The organism is Priestia sp. YIM B13490, assembly GCF_042787735.1.
Taxonomy (GTDB): Bacteria; Bacillota; Bacilli; order Bacillales; family Bacillaceae_H; genus Priestia; species Priestia megaterium.
Genome location: NZ_JBHZOT010000007.1, coordinates 102,744 through 122,652, shown reverse-complemented (window position 1 = coordinate 122,652; position 19,909 = coordinate 102,744). Strand labels below are relative to the sequence as shown.

The 19,909-nt window shown below is 38.6% G+C and carries 16 protein-coding genes; 3 read left to right on the top strand and 13 right to left on the bottom strand.

From position 1 onward, the window contains the following. Positions 1-71: 71 nt before the first annotated feature. From ACFX4R_RS20600 to ACFX4R_RS20585, 4 genes are all read right to left on the bottom strand, one after another. Complete coding sequence (locus ACFX4R_RS20600; protein ID WP_097823840.1) at positions 72-2,117, bottom strand: sigma 54-interacting transcriptional regulator; 2,046 nt, start codon at positions 2,115-2,117, stop codon at positions 72-74. A 218-nt stretch (positions 2,118-2,335) separates the two neighbouring features. After that, the gene (locus ACFX4R_RS20595) at positions 2,336-4,888 is read right to left on the bottom strand and encodes a cyanophycinase (RefSeq protein ID WP_377570182.1); all 2,553 of its coding nucleotides are present in this window, start codon (positions 4,886-4,888) and stop codon (positions 2,336-2,338) included. A gap of 92 nt (positions 4,889-4,980) precedes the next feature. Continuing rightward, complete coding sequence (iadA, locus tag ACFX4R_RS20590; RefSeq protein WP_043979081.1) at positions 4,981-6,153, bottom strand: beta-aspartyl-peptidase; 1,173 nt, start codon at positions 6,151-6,153, stop codon at positions 4,981-4,983. A 63-nt stretch (positions 6,154-6,216) separates the two neighbouring features. Then, on the bottom strand, positions 6,217-7,638 hold the full coding sequence (locus tag ACFX4R_RS20585; protein WP_377570180.1) for a YfcC family protein: 1,422 nt from the start codon (positions 7,636-7,638) through the stop codon (positions 6,217-6,219). Positions 7,639-8,072: 434 nt separating this feature from the next. On the opposite strand from ACFX4R_RS20585, the gene ACFX4R_RS20580 reads away from it, so the two are divergent. Together ACFX4R_RS20580 and ACFX4R_RS20575 are read left to right on the top strand one after the other, a co-directional pair. Beyond that, positions 8,073-9,143, top strand: coding sequence for an isocitrate/isopropylmalate dehydrogenase family protein (locus tag ACFX4R_RS20580; protein WP_043979087.1), 1,071 nt, complete (start codon positions 8,073-8,075; stop codon positions 9,141-9,143). A 39-nt stretch (positions 9,144-9,182) separates the two neighbouring features. After that, positions 9,183-10,121: a nucleoside hydrolase gene (locus tag ACFX4R_RS20575; RefSeq protein WP_237074732.1), complete on the top strand. Its 939-nt coding sequence runs from the start codon at positions 9,183-9,185 to the stop codon at positions 10,119-10,121. Between the two features lie 85 nt (positions 10,122-10,206). Here ACFX4R_RS20575 and ACFX4R_RS20570 read toward each other — a convergent pair whose 3' ends face one another. The 8 genes from ACFX4R_RS20570 to ACFX4R_RS20535 form a co-directional block, all read right to left on the bottom strand. Continuing rightward, positions 10,207-10,371, bottom strand: coding sequence for a hypothetical protein (locus ACFX4R_RS20570; protein ID WP_164797590.1), 165 nt, complete (start codon positions 10,369-10,371; stop codon positions 10,207-10,209). Positions 10,372-10,374: 3 nt separating this feature from the next. Continuing rightward, on the bottom strand, positions 10,375-10,806 hold the full coding sequence (locus ACFX4R_RS20565) for a MarR family winged helix-turn-helix transcriptional regulator (protein ID WP_043979092.1): 432 nt from the start codon (positions 10,804-10,806) through the stop codon (positions 10,375-10,377). Positions 10,807-10,995: 189 nt separating this feature from the next. Beyond that, positions 10,996-11,979 carry an agmatinase family protein gene (locus ACFX4R_RS20560; RefSeq protein ID WP_377570178.1) on the bottom strand — a complete coding sequence of 328 codons (984 nt, stop codon included), beginning with the start codon at positions 11,977-11,979 and terminating at the stop codon, positions 10,996-10,998. Continuing rightward, positions 11,954-13,243, bottom strand: coding sequence for an imidazolonepropionase (hutI, locus tag ACFX4R_RS20555; RefSeq protein WP_043979098.1), 1,290 nt, complete (start codon positions 13,241-13,243; stop codon positions 11,954-11,956). The genes ACFX4R_RS20560 and hutI overlap by 26 nt, the downstream gene beginning before the upstream one ends. Before the next feature lie 16 nt (positions 13,244-13,259). Then, on the bottom strand, positions 13,260-14,921 hold the full coding sequence (gene hutU, locus ACFX4R_RS20550; protein ID WP_043979099.1) for a urocanate hydratase: 1,662 nt from the start codon (positions 14,919-14,921) through the stop codon (positions 13,260-13,262). A gap of 50 nt (positions 14,922-14,971) precedes the next feature. Continuing rightward, entirely contained in the window at positions 14,972-16,483 is a 1,512-nt protein-coding gene (hutH, locus tag ACFX4R_RS20545) for a histidine ammonia-lyase (protein WP_237074731.1), read from the bottom strand. A gap of 356 nt (positions 16,484-16,839) precedes the next feature. Then, the gene (locus ACFX4R_RS20540; protein ID WP_043979105.1) at positions 16,840-17,664 is read right to left on the bottom strand and encodes an aldo/keto reductase; all 825 of its coding nucleotides are present in this window, start codon (positions 17,662-17,664) and stop codon (positions 16,840-16,842) included. A gap of 37 nt (positions 17,665-17,701) precedes the next feature. Further along, positions 17,702-17,893, bottom strand: a complete 192-nt coding sequence (locus ACFX4R_RS20535) for a hypothetical protein (RefSeq protein WP_034275619.1) — start codon at positions 17,891-17,893, stop codon at positions 17,702-17,704. A 315-nt stretch (positions 17,894-18,208) separates the two neighbouring features. Between ACFX4R_RS20535 and ACFX4R_RS20530 the strand changes: the two genes are divergently transcribed. Then, a complete protein-coding gene (locus tag ACFX4R_RS20530) occupies positions 18,209-18,682 on the top strand; it encodes a YbaK/EbsC family protein (protein ID WP_013082511.1) in 474 nt (157 codons plus the stop codon). Between the two features lie 866 nt (positions 18,683-19,548). Here ACFX4R_RS20530 and ACFX4R_RS20525 read toward each other — a convergent pair. Further along, a complete protein-coding gene (locus tag ACFX4R_RS20525) occupies positions 19,549-19,857 on the bottom strand; it encodes a DUF5634 family protein (RefSeq protein ID WP_052500311.1) in 309 nt (102 codons plus the stop codon). Positions 19,858-19,909: the final 52 nt, after the last annotated feature.

The window sequence follows — 19,909 nt, the reverse complement described above, 5'->3', positions numbered from 1 at the left end:
CCCAGTCTATGACGACACTATTTTATAGAAAAGGGAAACTTGATTAGTGAAGTTTCCCTTTCTTCCGTATATTAAGGATTGATTAAGTGCTGTTTTGTTTTTAAATGATATAGATAATGCAGTCCTTTTTCTGTTATTTTCGTTCCTGCTCTGCCTCTGCGTTTTATAATATACTCTCTTTCTTCTAGTACATCCAAACGATTTCTCACCTGCTGTTCTGTAAGAGTAAAGCCTTTTAAATGCTGTGTAATCCACTTTCTGCTTGCTGCTTTTCCTGTATCATTACACTGCTTTATCGTTTCTAACAGAGCGTGATTTTCTTGAAGTTCGATTAAGTCAACCGATTCATTTTCAATTTCATGTAAAGTATGCTCCTCCTTTTGACTACTAAGCCTATACTCTACGTCTTTTGCTTTCACTTCGTTTTCATCGCAGACAGTAAGCAAATACTCGATGACTCCTTTTAATTCTCTTATGTTTCCTAGCCATTCATATTCGATAAGCAGCTTCATCGCTTCTGGATGGATATGCGTCCACGTTTTTGATTTAGAAATAAAATGATGAATCAGTAAAGGAATATCGGTTCTTCTATATCTTAAAGGAGGAATCGTTAAAGATAATACGTGTAAACGATAGTACAAATCTTCTCGAAACAACCCTTCTTTCATTTTATGTAGTAAATTGTTGTGAGTAGCTGCTATTATTCTTACATTGATCGGAATAACTCTTGTCCCTCCTACCCGTCTAATTTCTTTTTCTTGAAGCACTCTTAAAAGCTGAGTTTGTAAACGTGGACTGATATCACCAATTTCATCCAGGAAGATCGTACCTTTATCAGCGCTCTCAAACAGCCCTTTTTTGCCGCCTTTTTGGGCTCCTGTAAAACTGGCTTCTTCATACCCAAACAGCTCACTTTCTAGCAATGTATCGGTCATGGCACTGCAATTCACGGCAAGAAACGGTCCGTTTTTACGTGTAGAATGATTATGGATAGCCTGAGCAAACAGCTCTTTTCCTGTACCGGTTTCTCCTTGAATTAAAATAGGGTACTCAGTAACCGCCATTTTCCGGGAAATTTCAATCGTTTTAAGCAAAGCTGGGTGTTCTCCGATAATATCTTGATAATTATACTTAGCAGAAAAGCCGTTTTTTCTAAGTTCTGACTGCGCTTTTCCTTCTATTTCAACAGCTTGATTCACACTTTTAAACGTTGCTACCGTAGTATTGCTTTCCTGAATCATAGACTTATAGATAACCATTTCGTATCCGTTTACGTTAAAGTACTGACTTTTCTCGTCGGACGATGTAATAAACTCCACAAGGCCTTCGTTAGAAATGACATGTTGAATTTCACGATTTACAACATCAGAAGAAGATAGCTGAAACAATGATTCTAACCTTTTATTAAATAACGTAATTCTTTTATTGAAATCCACGGCCAGGATCCCATCTTCTACTACATTTACAACACTCTTTACATGGAGGTGAAGTTCTTTCATTTGCCCTTCTGCTTCTATTAGCTTTTTTTGCAGCTCAATAATATTTCGTAAATAGCGATCCCAAATAATTGAATGATTAGACTGATTAAAACCAAATGATTTTATAAGTTCAAAAATGGTCGCCATATCAAAAAGCCTAACGCCTATATCAATTACATGTTTTACATATGGCGGACATAAGTGAATCTCACCTGGAGAAACAGCAACTTCCACACCTTCGTAATAGGTCTTTTGCTTTTTAAAAGGAATAAACTGAACATGATTAATACCTACTTGATAGAGAGATTCTATTAATTTAAGGGTTTCTTTATCGTCATCGTTTACAATTAATACTTTTGTATGGGCGGGGATTTGCAGCAATTCATTTATATGTTTATGGTGAATCGTTCTATTTCCTACAATTTCATGTGCATGCTGAACGTCTAATCTGTCCTTCAGTTCGTGCTTTATACTCTCTGATGAGTAGAGTACAACATCCCCATCAATTTCACCCGGTAATTCTTCGTCAATCGCAAAGCATTCAATAAAAATGTAATCGTCTAGCAGCTCTTTTAATTGATTGTGCAAAATGATTCTAGTTTGCTTGCTTCCTGTTATTAAAACTAATTTCTTTTTCATCGTATGAACACCTTTCTACAGGCCTTTAAATTTGCTTGCCTTCAGAGATTAGTCTTGGAATACTGTACCTATCATTTTATACGTTGCCCTGCATTTCATCTAGCGGACGTTTGTCCCTATTGCAAATAAAAATAAGTAGAAAAAGTGCCTCCGCTTTAATAGGTGGAGGCACAATATGCTAAAGTGCTAGATGCATTGAATTACTGTCTGTTCTCTTTTTATTTAATAGCTACTTTTATTGGTTTGATATCTAACGCAACTTTCACAATGGAATAATCGTCTTTTTGACCGTCTGTATAAGCCCAATAACCATTGCTTTCAGCACTTTTTCGGAAGGTAAGCTCAAAACCTTTGTTTTGGTTAAATGCATAGCTCTTTATTTCTTTACTCTGAGCGTTATCAACAAGATCGTAAGCTAAGAACTTGCTTAGTACACCGTGCGGAGAGAAAAGACCTGTATTTGGTCCAACTTTTTCACTGTAGTATTCATTTTTTCTAGTAGATGTTTTAGCTGGGTTTATGACGATTTCTTTTGTTGTGAGATTTACTTTGTCGCCTGGAGTGATACAAGAGATAAGAATATTTTTGTAATCACTCGGAAATTTGTCATTTGCCTGTACCTTCGCTAAGTCAACTAGCGTAATACCGCCTCTTCCCACAACTTCTATTTGTTTTGCTTTATTATTTACCACCATAGCAGTATCTTCATCAATTCCGTATGAAAGCTGATTTTTATTTCCTTTTTCATATGCTGTTGCAATAAGACGTCCGAGTCTTGCTTTGTTGTCAAAATGCTGATCAACAAGACCGTATTGGAAAAAGCCAAGACCTTTTTCCAAATAAGCAGGCCCGCCTTCTTGCTGAGTCATATCATTATATGTGTTTGTAAATCCGTAAGAAAGAGCTCCGTAGCTATCTCCGCCTGCGAGCATAGTATTACTCATAATTGCAGCGCCGGCGCTCGTACCGCCAAGTACTGCCCCGCTTTTATACGTATGCCATATAGCTTGTAAAACTTTTGAGTCCGAACCATTTTCATTACGCAAGGAGCCCGTAATCAAGGTTTGATCTCCTCCTACAAACCAAATGCCCGTTAGCCCTTTGACTTTTTGCGCTAGTTTATCACTGTTCATATTTGTTTTCCAAGTCGACTCATTTTCAGAAGTCCCTTTAAAGTCATGGTTCGAAATAGGTAAAATCTCTATATTTTCCGCTTTCACTCCGTATTTAATTAAATCACTTTTAAACTGATTAGAAGAGTCGAACTTAGTACTCGCTGCAGGCACAATTCCTATTTTGGCTTGTTTTCCTCCTGCAAGATTAATAAACTTGTTATACACGCTTGAATTGCTGCTGCCAAGCGCTCCTCCTGCAATTAAGAGATTACCTTTAATCGAATCGTATGCAGGACTTTCAGATGAAGAAAAAGTAGGTTTTTTATACGTTAAACTAGTTTTTCTATCCGATTGGAATTTGAAGGTTTTAGGCGTAATATCCATTCTGACATTTACAATGGAATAGTCGTCTTTTTGGCCGTCAGTATATCTCCAGTAGCCGTTTGTATCATTGTCCTTTTGAAAAGCAATTTCATATCCCGACCCTTTACTGTCATAAACATAGCTTTTCGCAGATTTCATCGATTCATTGTCAACAAGAGAATAGGATAAATAAGCCTTTAATCTTCCATATGGCGTAAAAACACCCGTAGCAGGCAGTGCGTTAAACGAGTAATATTCAAATCCCTTCGTTTCTACTTTCTCTTTTGGAAATTCAAATGACTTTAAATGATAGTTAATTTTATCTCCAGAAGATAAGTAACTAACCTTCATATTCTCTAATCCCGAACGAGCTTTCTGCTTAGATACAGGCTTAGCTTTGCTCATATCCAAGACGGCTACTCCGCTTCGTCCAACAACTTCAATCTTTTGATCTTTATTGTTAACGACCATAGCCGTATCTTCGTCCACACCGTATGCAAAGTTTTTTTCTTTGTCACGTTCAGAAATATATGCAGCTACTGCAAGTCGCCCAAGTCGTGCTCGTTCATCCATGTGCTGATCAATTATGCCGTGTTGGAAAAACCCCAGCCCTTTTTGAATTGATAGAGGCTCGTACTCTTTTTGACTGCGTTTGTTTTTGCTTACATGTTTATTTTCCTTGTTTTCTAAACTGTCTTTTAACGCTCCTAGACTGTCTCCTCCTGTAATCATGACGTCACTCATAATTGCAGCTCCTGCACTTGTGCCTCCGATTACTGCTCCTTTACGATATATATCCCAAATAGCTTTTAACGCTTCAGAATCACTTCCATTATTTTGACGAAGAGAATCCACAATTTTGGTTTGATCTCCTCCAACAAACCAAACTGCCGTTAGTCCTTTAATCGTACGGGATAACTTCTTATCATTTACTTGATTCTTCCAGGTTGATTCGTCCTTTTGTGTATCAGAAAAATCGTGATTTGAAACGGGAAGAATTTTAATAGAATCTGAGTTTGCTCCGTATTTTACGAGGTCTTCCTTAAACTTTTTAGAAGACTGCAGCGTTGTGCTAGCAGCTGGAATAATCCCTACTTTTGCTTTTTCTTTTCCTCCAGCAAGCGAGAGAAACTTTTCATAGATTTCGTGATTAGATGTCCCTATACCTCCGCCTGCAATAACAAGGCTGCCTTTAATGTCTTCAGTATTTTCTTGTGCTTTTGCAAGCAGCGGTGTACTCAAAGAAGAAAGTAATGTAAAGCTGATAAGACATGAAACAAGTTTCTTTTTCATTTGAAAGATCCTTTCCACGCAAATTTTAATACCTTTCTCTGACTAGCTCGTATCCTTCCTCGATACTTTCGTTAAATGATGTTTAAAACCTGTTATTCAAACGTTCCTTTCACAACAGGGACACCGTCTTTTACCATTACTTTACCTTGAGCAAAAACTGTTTTAATTGTTAGTGTCTCTTTGTCTAAAAGGACTAAATCTGCATCTTTTCCAGGTTGAATATGCCCTTTATTGGCCAGTTTTAATACTTTGGCAGGATTAGAAGTAATGACTTGAAGAGCTGTTTCTAACGGCACTGATTCTTCTAATACTGCATCTCGTACTTCTTGAAATAAAGAAGACACTTTTCCAACTTGAAGCCCTTTATAGTCTCCGTTATCATCAAAAAACGGCAGGCTCGCTTGTCCATCGGATGAGAACGTAATGCTCGAGATTGGAACTTCTTCTTCAAGCATGATACGTAACCCTTTGCTGCACTTAACTTCGCCTTCTTCTAAAAAATATGGAATGGTGCTAGTTGTAAAATCTACATAGCCACCTCGTTTTGCAAATTGAATTCCTTCTTTAAACAGTTCTTCATTTCGATTAATATGTGTAGGATGAAACTGACGAATTGGCAGATCTGTTTCATCTGCGATTTGATTTAATAAAGATAATTTCCGTTTTCCATCCCCTACATGAACTTCTAATATTCCGGCTTTCCCTGATAAAATCCCTCCATTGCGGGCAGCAGAAGCCGCCTTTACCAGTTCTTCAAATGTCGGTTCAGAGGAACGGTGGTCAGAAATGGCAATTTCACCTACTCCGATAATTTTATCAATTAAAATAAGATCTTCTTCGATGCTGGTAGTTAACGTTTTTACTGGTATTTGATAAGAACCTGTGTGAATAAAGCAGCTAATTCCTTCTTCTTCTAATCCTCTTGCTTTAGCAAGAAGACTTTCCATTCTTCTTGTTGTACCGTCTGTTCCAAGTACACCTACAATAGTTGTAACACCGGCAGTCGTTGCATCGGTTAACATTAGTTCAGGCGTACGTGTTTTATATCCGCCTTCTCCTCCTCCGCCAATAATATGAACATGTGAGTCAATAAAGCCTGGAGCTATAATATCATTAGCAGCGTCTACAACATGAATAGGAATGGACGTATTTACATGATCAATACAATCCTCTATAAGGATGATTTTGCTGTCTGCAAGCAATACGTCTTTTTTTCCTAAATACTCTGGTGCATATACTTCTGCGTTTTTGATTAAGGTTAACAACTTCTATTCCTCCTACTAGTAAGCTCAACTTACGAATAACATTTTTCTATATAATTTTGATGCTTAAAATGGTCCGTAATTGATAAAATAAGCAATCACAACGGCAATTAAACCAATCACATATTGAATAAGGACTAACGGCAACACCCATTTGGCCCACTTTGTCCATGAAATTCCCGCAATCGCTAAACCAGCCATTAATGTTCCAGCTGTCGGGAAGATAATATTTCCAATGCCATCTGCAAAAGAAAAAGATAATACTGCTGTTTGCCTTGTAATATCAAGTAAATCTGCAAGAGGCGTCATGATTGGCATCGTCAGCATCGCATGACCTGTTCCAGATGCTAAAATAAGATGAATCAGCGCTTGGAAGTTATAGATTCCGATGACGCTTAAATATCCCGGAATATGCTGAATAGCTCCAGATACTTGATGAAGCATAGGGTCTACAATATGTCCTTCATTTAAAACAACAAGAACAGCACGAGAAACTCCGATAACAAGCGCTCCTCCAACTAGTGCTGCTGCCCCGTTTGTAAATGACTTAACTGTATTTTCAACAGAGAGCCTTCCAATAATCCCAATCACAACAGTCAAAATGACAAATAAAGAGGCAATTTCAGTAATGTACCACTTATACTTAATAACGCCAAAAGCAAGAATTACGTAGTTAACAAGAAATGCTGCCATAATCCATTTATGCTTTCTAGTTAACTTGGTATCCGAGTTTAAAAGTTTATTTGCGCTGGTTATGCTGTATTTTCCGTACGTCCCAATAGAAGGACTTTTTTTCACTTTCATCGCATATCGGTAGACAAACCAAACTGAAACAGCGTAAACAACTACAAACAAGATGAGTCGAAAGCCCATTCCAGAAAACATAGGAAGCTCTGCTACTCCTTGCGCAACACCAACTGTAAATGGATTCATAACTGCCGTAGTAAAACCAGCCGATGCGCCAATTAACACAATAGCAGTCCCTGTTAATGCATCGAATCCAAGAGCAAGTGCCAAGGGAATTAAAAGAGGAATATAGGCTAGCGTTTCTTCCGCCATCCCCATTAAAGAACCGCCTACTGCAAAAAATAACATCATAACAGGAATTAATAATTTTTCTCGGGTAGCAAGTTTTTTAGCCACCGTTGTAATTAATACATCTACTGTCCCCGTAGCGCTTAGTACACCAAAGAAACCGCCGATAATTAATACAAAAAAGATAATGTCGGCTCCTTCTACCATTCCTGTATGTATTGCTTTGACCATTTCAAAGAATCCAACAGGTGTAGAATCAATCCATTTAAACGATTGAGGATCTACTGTTGTTCTCCCGTCTACTTCTACACGCGCATATTCTCCAGCTGGCAAGATATACGTTAAAATGGTAGCAATCACAAGAAAGCCTAACAATAAAGCAAAAACGTTTATTTTCCTCTCTTTTTTCCGTACCTGATTTAATGAACTCATTTCCTTTTGCAGTTCACTCATTCCTCTTCTCCCCTTCATTGTGAAATAATAGCTTTAGACAAACATCTCTTTCTTTAAAAGCAGCTTCCTTATCTGCGACTACATATTGCTCCTTTCTTTTATATTCCTCATATACAGTACAAGCAATTTTCGTGCCAACGTAGAACCGTTTAATTTTCTGAATTATGATATAATTAAATCGTGTTTTAGGTGTTAATTGGGTGTTTTTAAAAAATTAACAGCGCCAATTAAGATGTTGGTTGATAGAAAATCTGGAGCACGAAGCATTAGCTAGTTCTTTTTTTAAAAAGCTGCAAAAAGAAAGATAAAAGAATTTAATCTATAAACATAAAAAAATACTATTTTATTATTGTCTTTTCTTTAAGTAGATTAATACTATAAACCTTCAATCTATTTATAAAAGCATTGCGCATAATGAAAGGGTGTTCAAAACAATGACTGTTTATCGTATCGGGGTATTGGGGGGTGATGGCATCGGGCCGGAGATTGTCGATGCCGCAGTTAAGGTAGTTAAAAATGCTTCTTGCAAAGCAGGAGTAAAAATGGAATGGATTTATCTGCCTATGGGATGGGAAGGAATTAAACAATATAACGATCCTCTTCCAGAAGTAACGATAGATGCTTTAAAACATACGCATGGATGGATACTTGGCCCGCATGATTCTGCGGCTTACCCTCTTGAACACAAAGAAAAGCGTAATCCTAGCGGAGAGCTTCGTCACAGTTTAGATCTTTACGCAAATATTCGCCCTGCTAAAACAATGCCAGGTATTAAAAGCGTCGTGAAAGAAGCTGATTTAGTGATCGTCCGAGAAAATACAGAAGGATTTTATGCCGATCGTAATATGTATTCTGGACATGGGGAATGGCAGATTACAAAAGACGTTGTGGTGACATCGGGCGTATTTACGCGAAAAGCCGTAGAAAGAATTGCGCGTGAAGCTTTTGCATTGGCTATGCAGCGTCGTAAAAAAGTAACAATCGTACATAAAGCAAATGTTTTAAGATTAAGTACTGGACTATTTTTAAACGTTTGTCGAGAAATAGCTGAGCAATATCCTGAAGTAAAAGTGGACGACTACCATATCGATGCCATGGCTGCTCATCTCGTACGTCGTGCAGCCGATTTTGATGTCATTGTGACAGAAAACATGTACGGTGATATTCTTTCAGATTTAGCCGGCGAGCTTGTAGGAAGCTTAGGATTAGCCCCTTCTCTTAATGCAAATGAACATATCGCTATGGCACAAGCAGCTCATGGTTCTGCGCCAGATATCGCAGGTTTGAACATAGCAAACCCAACCGGTATTATTTCTTCAGCAGCCATGCTACTGAAATGGTTGGCTGAAAAACATGCGGATCACAAACTTACAGAAGTAGCTGCTACAGTAGAACACGCACTTTATCAAACGCTCCAAGCTGAAGTGAAAACGAAAGATTTAGGCGGACATGCCTCTACGTCGGAGTTTACAGAAGCTATTTTAGAAAAAATAAAATCCATGTAAAATTAACAGCAATTTATCCATTCTATAGAGGTGATCATAATGAAAAAAAGAAAGATTATTATGGACTGTGATCCAGGTCATGATGATGCTATTGCTATTATTTTGGCTGCCGCACGACCGGAATTAGATATTTTAGCGATTACAACTGTTTCAGGAAACGCAGAAATTGAAAAAACGACGATGAATGCTTTGAAAGTGTGTGATTTAGTATCGTTACATAACGTGATTGTTTCAAAAGGAGCAAGCGAACCAATGATGCGCAGACGTGAAAACGCGCCTAGTATACACGGGGATTCAGGATTAGACGGCCCTGAGTTCCCGGCTCTCTCTCGCAGCTGGAGCGAAGAACACGGAGTAGATACTATTATACGAATGGTCAAAGAGTCAGAAGATCCCATTACGCTTTTGCCTACCGGTCCTTTAACGAACATTGCTTTAGCTTTAATAAAAGCTCCAGAAATTAAAGAAAACATTGAAGAGATTATCCTTATGGGCGGTGGAACCTTCGGGAACTGGACGCCAACGGCTGAGTTTAACATTTGGGCAGATCCAGAAGCGGCTAAAAAAGTGTTTGATAGCGGTATTCCACTAGTAGTAATGGGGTTAGATATTACGCATCAAGCCGTTGCAACAGATAACGTTATTAACCAAGTGATGAACATTGATAATAACGTAGCAAAAAAGGTGGGTGAATTATTAGCGTTTTTTAAATCTGCCTATAAAGAAACGTTTGGCTTTGATGGTCCGCCTGTTCACGATGTATTAACCGTTGCTTATTGCATAGCTCCAGAACTATTTACGCTCAAAGAAGTTAATATTGTAGTAGAAACACGCGGAGAATACACGGCTGGAACGACTTCAGTTGATTTGCTTGGAGTTACAGGAAGGATAGCAAATGCGAAGTTTGGTTTAACCCTTGATGTAGATGGTTTTTGGGATTTAATGATTGAGGCTCTTAACACATATTCGGCTTCGTAATGTTCATCTAGAAGATAGGTTTTATAAGATCAGCACCAGAACGTCGAGTTCGCAACTTGCTGGTGCTGACTTACTTTTATTCATACTATCTAGCTGTTTTTTTCGCTTTTTGATTGAGCATTACAGTAATGATTGAAGCAACAATAACACCTGTAATTAAACAGTTTGATATATCTTTATAAATTACTCCCATTACTGTCCCGCCTATAACGCCTACACTAATAAGTGAAATTCGCTCTCTTTGATTCATGATTTATCCCTCCATCTTTTTTAATAAAACATTTAATTTATGAAGAGCGAAGTGCAGGTCTAATTGCTCTTCTTCATTTAACTTCGCAAGATTTGCATGAAAGTTACTATAAATCCCTCTCCATTTTTCCTCTTGAATACTTTTTCCTTTAGACGTTAATGAGACTAAAACCGCACGCTTATCTCGCGGATCAGGCATTTTGATTAAATATCCTTCATTTTCTAATTCACTGATAACATTCGTTAACTGTTGTTTGGCAATATTTAACCCTTGGCTAATTTCCTTAATATTCAAATCTTTTTTTTGCATATACATAAATTCAACTACGTGATTTTGTAAATGTGTTAATTTCACTTCATTTTTATTTAAGTTCTTGAAATTTTCAAATAAAACCGGTATTAAAGCGATATATTCCTTAGCCAGCTTTTCCTTCATGAGATATCCACCTTCTTTAGTAAATATATTATTACTAAATTTAAATAAAAACAATAAAAATCGTTTATTTTAGTAAAAATATATTTACTAAAATCCATACATACTTCTAAAGTTATTTTATCCCAATCTCAACAATCGTTTCTTAATCTTATAAAAAGAGCCATAAAAAAAGTAAGGAAGCACACTTCCTTACTTTCTGTTTGCAACGCCCGTTAAAAAATTCAAAAACACGTGTACGCCTGCTTTCACGGTAATTTCTCCTACATCACGCAGCGGATCTAGACATACAATGTCCATTGCTTGAACAAGCGGATGACTCCCGGCGGTGTATACTGCTTCAAACAACTCATCTGTCCTCATTCCGCCTGTCGTTCCTGCTGGAACTCCCGGTGCGTAAGCGATATCTAATACGTCCATATCAACTGTTAAATAGATCATGTCTACCTCTTTGCTCAGCTGTTTTAATGCTTCTTTCACCGTATGAGTTATTCCTGCTTTTCTTGCTTGCAGTAACGTTACAGAATGGACGCCTTTGCTATCTGCATATTCCTTTAACGATTTTGAATTATAAAACCCGTGAAGTCCGATATTCCATACATGAGCTGCATCAATCGTGTTGCTTTCGATTAAATTACGTATAGGGGTTCCGTTAGAAGGACCGTTATCTTCTAAGCTGCGTAAATCAAAGTGCGTATCAAACTGTAAAATCCCTATTTTCTGTTCGGGATATGACTCTTTCCACCCTTTTACTAACATAGCTGTAATAGAATGATCTCCTCCAAGCATAATAGGAAGCGCATGCGGATGGCATTTCCGCATAGACATCATCGCTTCTTTTATATACTGATGAGACTTCCCTATATCCGTGACGTGCTGCTTGACGTCTCCTAAATCCAGCACTGACAAGGAAGTCAAATCCGTATCATACTCAATATGATACGGGTTAAAGGATTTCCAGAGCTTCCTCATGGCCATTGGCGTCTCACTGGCTCCAGAAGCGCTAATGGAAGATCTTGAAAGAGGTACGCCTAAGACCGTAATATCTATCGATGTAAAGTCGACGTTGCTCCCATCTTCAACTGTCTGAATCCAATCACTTACTTTGGGGTCAGAAGTACTTTGACGCTGCCAGCAAAAAGGCGGTCGATCAAGCTGTGGGTACGGATAGTTCATGTAAAACACCGCCTTCAACCACAACTTTTCCATCTTTTAATACCGTGTCTACAAGATTTACGGCATAGTTATACTGCAGCGTTTGGTAATTGGGAGCGTCAAATAGCACTAAATCGGCTTTTTTACCTACTTCAATACTTCCGATTTGATCCCCTTTGCAAATGGCATGAGCCGCGTTAATCGTACAGGCGGTTAAAACTTCTGCTGGCGTCATCTTCATCGTTAAACAAGCTAAATTCATAATAAACGGCAGCGATTCCGTAGGAGAAGATCCTGGGTTTCGATCTGTAGACAAAGCAACAGGCACTCCTGCTTCAATCATTTTTCTAGCACGCGCCGGCTCTTCCATTAAAAAGAATGCAGTACCCGGCAATAGGACGGCTATAACTCCGCTTTCAGCCATTTGCTTAATTCCTTGATCCGATGCCTTTAACAAATGATCCGCTGACACAGCTCCCACTTTAGCTGCTAATTCTGCCCCTCCAAAAGACACAATTTCATCGGCGTGGATTTTAGGTTTTAGTCCGTATGCTTTTCCAGCTTGTAAAATACGATCTGACTGTTCAACTGTAAACACGCCTTCTTCACAAAATACATCACAAAACTCCGCTAGCTCTTCTTTTGCAACGATTGGTATCATTTCTTCGATAACGAAACGAACAAACTCATCTTCATTTCCTTTGTACTCAACTGGCACCGCATGAGCTCCCATAAAGGTTGAAACAACATCTACCGGATGCTGTTCATTCAGTTTCTTCGCTACTTTTAATTGTTTGATTTCATCTTTAAGATTTAAACCGTACCCGCTTTTGGCTTCGACAGTTGTAACTCCGTACTGCAGAAATTTATTTAAACGTTTTGTAGATTGCTTGATTAGCTCCTCTTCTGTTGCTTGTCGTGTACTAACGGTTGTTTGTAAAATTCCTCCTCCCGCTTTTAAAATATCAATATACTTTGCCCCGTTTAAGCGCATTTCTAATTCTTTTTCACGACTGCCGCCAAACACAAGGTGAGTGTGTGGATCAATTAACCCAGGCGTTACGATTTTTCCTTCGGCATCAATTATATTAATAGGTTCATGAATATGCTCAAGGTATTCCTGCGCTTTGACGTCAGGCCCAACAAATACAATTCTTCCATTTTTCACGAGTACGCTGCCGTTTTCAATGATTCCTAGATCTGACATTTCCTCCGATCGTCTAGGCTGACTTCCTCCCTTAACCGTAATGACTTGTGCAGCGCATTTGATATACGTAATAGTCATACGTATCCCTCCTTTTTTATTCATTTAACCCCGGAATTTGTATTCCTTTTTCTTTTGCAGTTTGAATGGCCTTATCATAGCCGGCATCTACATGACGAACTACACCCATGCCTGGGTCTGTTGTTAAAACACGTTCTAGACGTTTGGCGGCTTCTTCCGTCCCGTCTGCTACTACAACCATTCCAGCGTGAAGAGAATACCCCATGCCTACTCCTCCTCCGTGGTGAACAGATACCCAGCTTGCGCCTGCTGCCGTATTAACTAATGCATTTAAAATCGGCCAGTCTGCTACTGCATCACTGCCGTCTTTCATTGCTTCAGTTTCACGATTTGGCGACGCCACAGAACCGGCATCTAGATGATCTCTGCCAATAACGATAGGTGCTGACAGTTCTCCGTTTGCTACCATATCATTAATAATTTTTCCAAAGCGCGCTCTTTCTCCGTATCCTAGCCAGCAAATGCGAGCCGGCAATCCTTGAAACTCAATTTTTTCTCTCGCCATTTTAATCCAGTTGCAAAGATGCGTATTATCCGAAAACTCACGTAAAATGACTTCATCTGTTTTATAAATATCCTCTGGGTTTCCTGACAAAGCGACCCATCGAAACGGTCCTTTTCCTTCACAGAACTGCGGACGGATATACGCTGGGACAAATCCTGGGAAATCAAATGCATTCTTGATGCCTTCATCAAGCGCCACTTGGCGAATATTATTGCCATAGTCAAAAGCAACCGTGCCTTTTCTTTGCATCTCTAACATGGCTTGAACGTGGATAGCCATACTGGCTTTTGATTGTTTTATATATTCATTTGGATTTGTATTCCGCAATCTTTCTCCTTCTGCTAAGCTGACTCCAATCGGCAAATATCCGTTAAGTGGATCATGTGCCGATGTTTGATCCGTCACAATATCTGGGATAAATCCTCGCTCTATCATTTCAGGAAGAATCTCGGCTGCATTTCCAACTAACCCAATGGAAAGCGCTTTGCCCAATCTTTTTGCATCTTCAGCTAACGTGATTGCATCAGCTACACTTTCGACTACCGTATCGCAATATTTTGTTTCGATACGTTTTTCAATACGCGTGCGATCAACATCAATTCCAATTACAACGCCGCCTGCCATCGTAACGGCTAGCGGCTGTGCACCACCCATTCCTCCTAATCCGGCTGTTACCGTAATCGTTCCTTTCAAAGTTCCGTTAAAATGCTGGTTGGCACACTCAGCAAATGTTTCATACGTTCCTTGAACAATGCCTTGGCTTCCGATATAAATCCAGCTTCCTGCAGTCATTTGTCCGTACATCATTAACCCTTTTTTATCAAGCTCATGGAACGTCTCCCAATTTGCAAAAGCAGGAACAAGATTCGAATTCGCTAATAAAACACGCGGTGCATCACTGTGGGTTTTAAAAACCGCAACAGGCTTACCGGACTGTATGAGAAGCGTTTCATCTTCTTCTAACTCTTTTAACGCTGCGACAATACGATCGAACGCCTCCCAGTTACGGGCTGCTTTTCCGATTCCTCCGTATACGACTAACTTTTCCGGATGCTCCGCTACTTCAGAATCTAAATTGTTTAGAAGCATGCGAAGAGCAGCTTCTTGTACCCAGCCTTTTGTCGTTAGTTCCGTCCCACGAGGTGCTTTCATTCCACTTTGTTTTGTCTCCATTTTGTTTTCCTCCTCTATAAAAATGAAAAACTGTTAAACGAACATTTTTATTACAGCGCTAGTTCATAATTAGTATCTTGCACAAAGGTTTTGAAATCAGCTGCTAACGCTTCAATATCACGTGAGAAAATTCGATCTTTAGTAATGGTTGGTACGGTTTTTCTAATTCTTGAATAAATTTTTCTTGTTTCCGAAGCAAGTTTATCGACTCCTTGAATATCGGCTGCTTGAGCCGCACAAATTGCTTCAATCGATAGAACTCTTCGTGTATTTTGGATAATTTGATAAGCATGACGTGCAGCAGTCGTTCCCATGCTGACATGATCTTCTTGATTCGCTGAAGATGGGATAGAATCGACACTTGATGGATGCGCCAATACTTTATTTTCGGAAACTAATGAAGCAGCAGCGTATTGAGTAATCATGAGCCCAGACTCTAAACCAGGATCCGCACTTAAAAATGCCGGAAGCCCGCTAAGCTGAGGGTTGACTATTCGTTCAATGCGCCGTTCAGAAATATTCCCAAGCTCCGCCAGTGCAATTCCTAGAAAATCCATAGCAAACGCAATGGGCTGCCCGTGAAAGTTCCCTCCAGAAATTACTTTGCCGCTGTCGGCAAAGATGAGCGGGTTATCGGTTGCTGAATTAATTTCAATTAACAGCTTTTCTTTTACATAATTTAAAACTTGATAAATAGCACCATGAACTTGAGGAATGCAGCGCAGTGAATAAGCATCTTGCACTCTTATTTGCCCTTGAGAAGTAGTTAATTGACTGCCTTGTAAATAAGAAAGAATTCGGGCAGCTACCTGCTGTTGTTCCGGATAAGGTCTTACCGCATGAGACTCGGGCATAAATGCATCTAAAATGCCTTGCAGACCTTCTAACGTCAGTGCTGCAATCCCGTCAGCAAGATCAGCTAGCTTTTGAGCTTCAAGGTACGAAACTACTCCTACAGCTGTCATTGCCTGAGTGCCGTTGATTAAAGCTAGCCCTTCTTTTGCTTGTAATTGGATAGGTTCAAGCCCCGCTAGCTTTAAAGCTTCTTCTCCCTGCATTCGCTGACCATTATATACAGCTTCCCCTTCTCCAACTAACAGCAGCGCTAGATGTGATAATGGAGCTAAGTCACCGCTAGCTCCAAGTGAACCTTGACTTGGGATAACCGGCACTACATTTTGGTTTAAGCAATCGATAAGCAGCTGCAAGGTTTCCAGTCGTATGCCTGAATACCCTTTAGATAATGCATTCGCTCGTAACAGCAGCATCACTCTGCTTGCCTCTAAAGAGAATGGTTCTCCTAGCCCGCAGGCATGACTGCGAATCAAGTTAATCTGCAGATCAGCTAAGTCCGTTTTTGAAATAACCGTATCGCTAAACTTTCCGAATCCAGTATTTACTCCGTAAATTACGTTGTTGTTCGTAATACTCTCTTCAACTAACGTTCTGCTTTTTTGTATATGTTCAACTGCGTGATCGCTAATTTTCACGGAGTATCCTTGGTAAATAACTTTGTAGATTTGGTCGAACGTCAGTGAATTTCCGTCGATTTGAATAAACATCATATCCGCTCCCTTGTTAAACTGTAGACTACCTTTTTTGAACACAAAAAGGGGCTATATCAAAGAGGAAACAAGCTCCTTTTGATATAGCCCCCTATAAACTAACCTACTTACACTATGGGCTTTTATTAATAATCGGCATTTCAACTTATACATACAAACAATCACTAAATGACTAAACCACTATACACTTTAAGCTGTACAACTTAAAGCAACTAGAGTACCTACACTAAGTATTACGCTGAATTAATCATTTGTCAATTATTATTTAAGAAAATTTTAAATAATCTGAAATAAACTCATTATTTCTTATAGCAGCGATGGTTCACAGCTGCACATTCTTATTTCTTTAAACGTTATCGGACGTTCATGTCACTTGGGTGCGGACCTTTGCGGCGGTTGCTGTTTAACCCATTAATCTCTGCCATGTCATCGGCAGTGAGTTCAAAATCAAACACGTTAAAGTTTTCTTCTATTCTAGACGGTGTAACTGATTTAGGGATGACAATTGTGTTGTTTTGTAAGTGCCAGCGCAATACAACTTGAGCCGGAGTTTTGCTATGTACTTCAGCAATTTTTTGAATGACCTCGTCTTGTAACACTTCTCCTCCTTGATCAAGAGGGCTCCATGCTTCCACAAAAATATTATGTTTGGCGCAAAACTCTTTTAATTCGTTTTGAGCAAGATACGGATGGCACTCAATTTGGTTTAAAACCGGTGTTACATCACATTCGTTTAACAAGCGCTCTAAATGCTCAATCTCAAAGTTGCAGACGCCAATTGCTTTTACTTTTCCATCGTGATAAAGCTTTTCTAATGCTTTATACGTCTCCACATACTCATCATATTGAGGTGTAGGCCAGTGAATTAAATATAAATCGACATAATCAAGTCCTAATCGTTCTAAGCTTTCATCAAATGCACGTAATGCATTTTCATAGCCTTGGTCGCTGTTCCAAACTTTTGTTGTAATAAACAGCTGTTCTCGAGAAACAGAAGATTCTTTAATCGCCTGACCTACTCCTTCTTCATTTTTATAAATCATGGCTGTGTCAATAGAGGTATACCCAACCTCAATTGCTTTTGACACTGCAGCTGCTGCTTGGTTATCTTCTACTTGCCATACGCCAAATCCAAGCTGAGGCATTTTTAAACCGTTGTTTAATGTAACAATATTCATTTTACACGTCTCCTTTTTTGTTAAAAAGTTCAAAGTTTTAATGATGGTGCCAGCCGATCAGCATAGCAACCTGTCCCATTATAATGCCGACTGGGATTCCTATAATCATGGCTCCAAATCGAAATTTAAAAGACCATGCGCGCGGCACAAGGGAAAACAAATAAATCATACTCATCGTTGCCATACATGTACTGCTAAAAAAACTGACGACAGTGTGTAAATTTGGCATTACTTCTCCTCATTTCACTAGAACGTTTGCGCCTTTTCAATTTCATCATTTATCTTTCGTTCTAATGCCTATGTTTTCGCAGCCGACATAGTTACATTCGTCAAAGGGTTCCGTAATCCTGCTTTAATCAGTTAAAAATACTTTACCTACGTAACTTTTTTAATTAAAACGAATATGTGCTTTTAACTTCAAAGTTTTGTATGATTTCTGTATATTAAAATAATAAGATTTTTTCACTGTAAAGAACAACTGCACATTCTCTGTAAGGCAATCATACATATTTGCAAGAGTTAACGAAAGGAATGGATATAAAAAATGGCGATTGAAAAAGTAAAAGCATATTTTAAACAATACGGTATGGAGAATCGAATTATCGAAATGGATGAGTCCAGTGCTACTGTAGAACTAGCAGCGCAAGCTTTAAAATGCGAGCCGAAACGGATCGCAAAAAGTCTTTCTTTTAACGCCGAAGGAACTGTTCTATTGATTGTGGCAGCAGGAGATGCGAAAATTGATAACCGAAAATATAAAGAAGAGTTCGGAACCAAAGCAAAAATGCTTGGAGCAAGTGAAGTAGAAACGCTGATTGGTCATGCTGTAGGCGGAGTATGCCCGTTTGCCGTTAATGAAGGTGTTCACGTGTATCTAGATGAATCTCTGAAACGTTTTGTCACCGTTTTCCCTGCCTGTGGAAGTGGAAATAGTGCAATCGAATTAACAATACCCGAACTAGAAGAATTTTCGAAATGCTTAAAGTGGGTTGATGTATGCAAAGGGTGGAATGAATAATTTAGGTGAATTACAGTACAGCTATACATAAAATAAATCAATCAGCACGCCAACAAGCTGAAACAGTTTTTGTTTCAGCTTGTTGGTGTATCTAAACGAATTTATGAAACAGCTTAACCCAACCTAGGTAAGAAACCCCTAAGAGAAATACAAAAAGAAATAGTAAAGGAATGTTCCTAGGGATAAAAAGCCAGCCGTCTAACGTATTCCACAGAAATTCACTTTTATTTGCTTTTCTCATCATTTTCACCTCAAGCAGATTTACTATTTTGTCTTCAAAAATTCTTTTACATAGTTATATACAGTATCTTCAACTTATGACCTTTTTTCAAGAAAAACGTGCACGGAAAATTGATTGAATGTGAATCTTTTGAATTCATACCCGCTATGTACTCATTCGTCATCTTAGTTTCATCTGTAAAAAAGAAGAAGCCTACATTTTTAGATGCAGGCTTCTTCTCGTTGATTCAGTCTTTCCTTTGTTTGCCTATTCAGGCCCTTTCGTTACGTATATCGGTTCATAACCAAAGTGCCTTGTGTCAGATACGAATATCTGCTTTCAATTTGCGGTAATACATTTGCTGAAGTCGCTGTTAAGCCTTTCAAAACTAATCAGTCCCTTCATACGCTAAGTATTTAACCTTTGACAACAACCATTTGCATGATAGCTGCTGTACTATATGTGTACCCCGTATTTATATAGTAAAACGTAAAAAAACAATTTTTTATTATATAATTTTCTAGATTTTAAAGCAAAGAAAATTTAGATAGTATAGATGAAAGACACCCGTCACCTATTAGCGCTTCTACTGCTCGTACTCAAGCGTTCAAAGAAAAGCATCCGCAGTGAAATTCATCAAATTTATTTAATGTATGATTTCATCAATTTTTTGAAATGCATCTTCAAGTGAAGCATGTCCATTTGTTTCTCCTTCGTTACCTTGAACGGTCCATTCTTGCTTTTCTACTGCTAGTTTCCCGTCTTTATCTTTTAGATAAGGTCTGTTAAGCATAAACACCTGATCATTCTTTTTTACTGTGTAGCCAAGATAATAGTGATTACCTTCTCCTTCTTCTTCATATACGGAGACGCCTTGAAGGTTATATTTGTTTAAAATGTCATCCATATGATGCGTCAGTTCACTTATAGCCGTTTCTCTTTTTACATATTCCACATTTTATACCCCTTTTCATTTTGATTTATGTTTAGCATTCCCTTGAGCATAT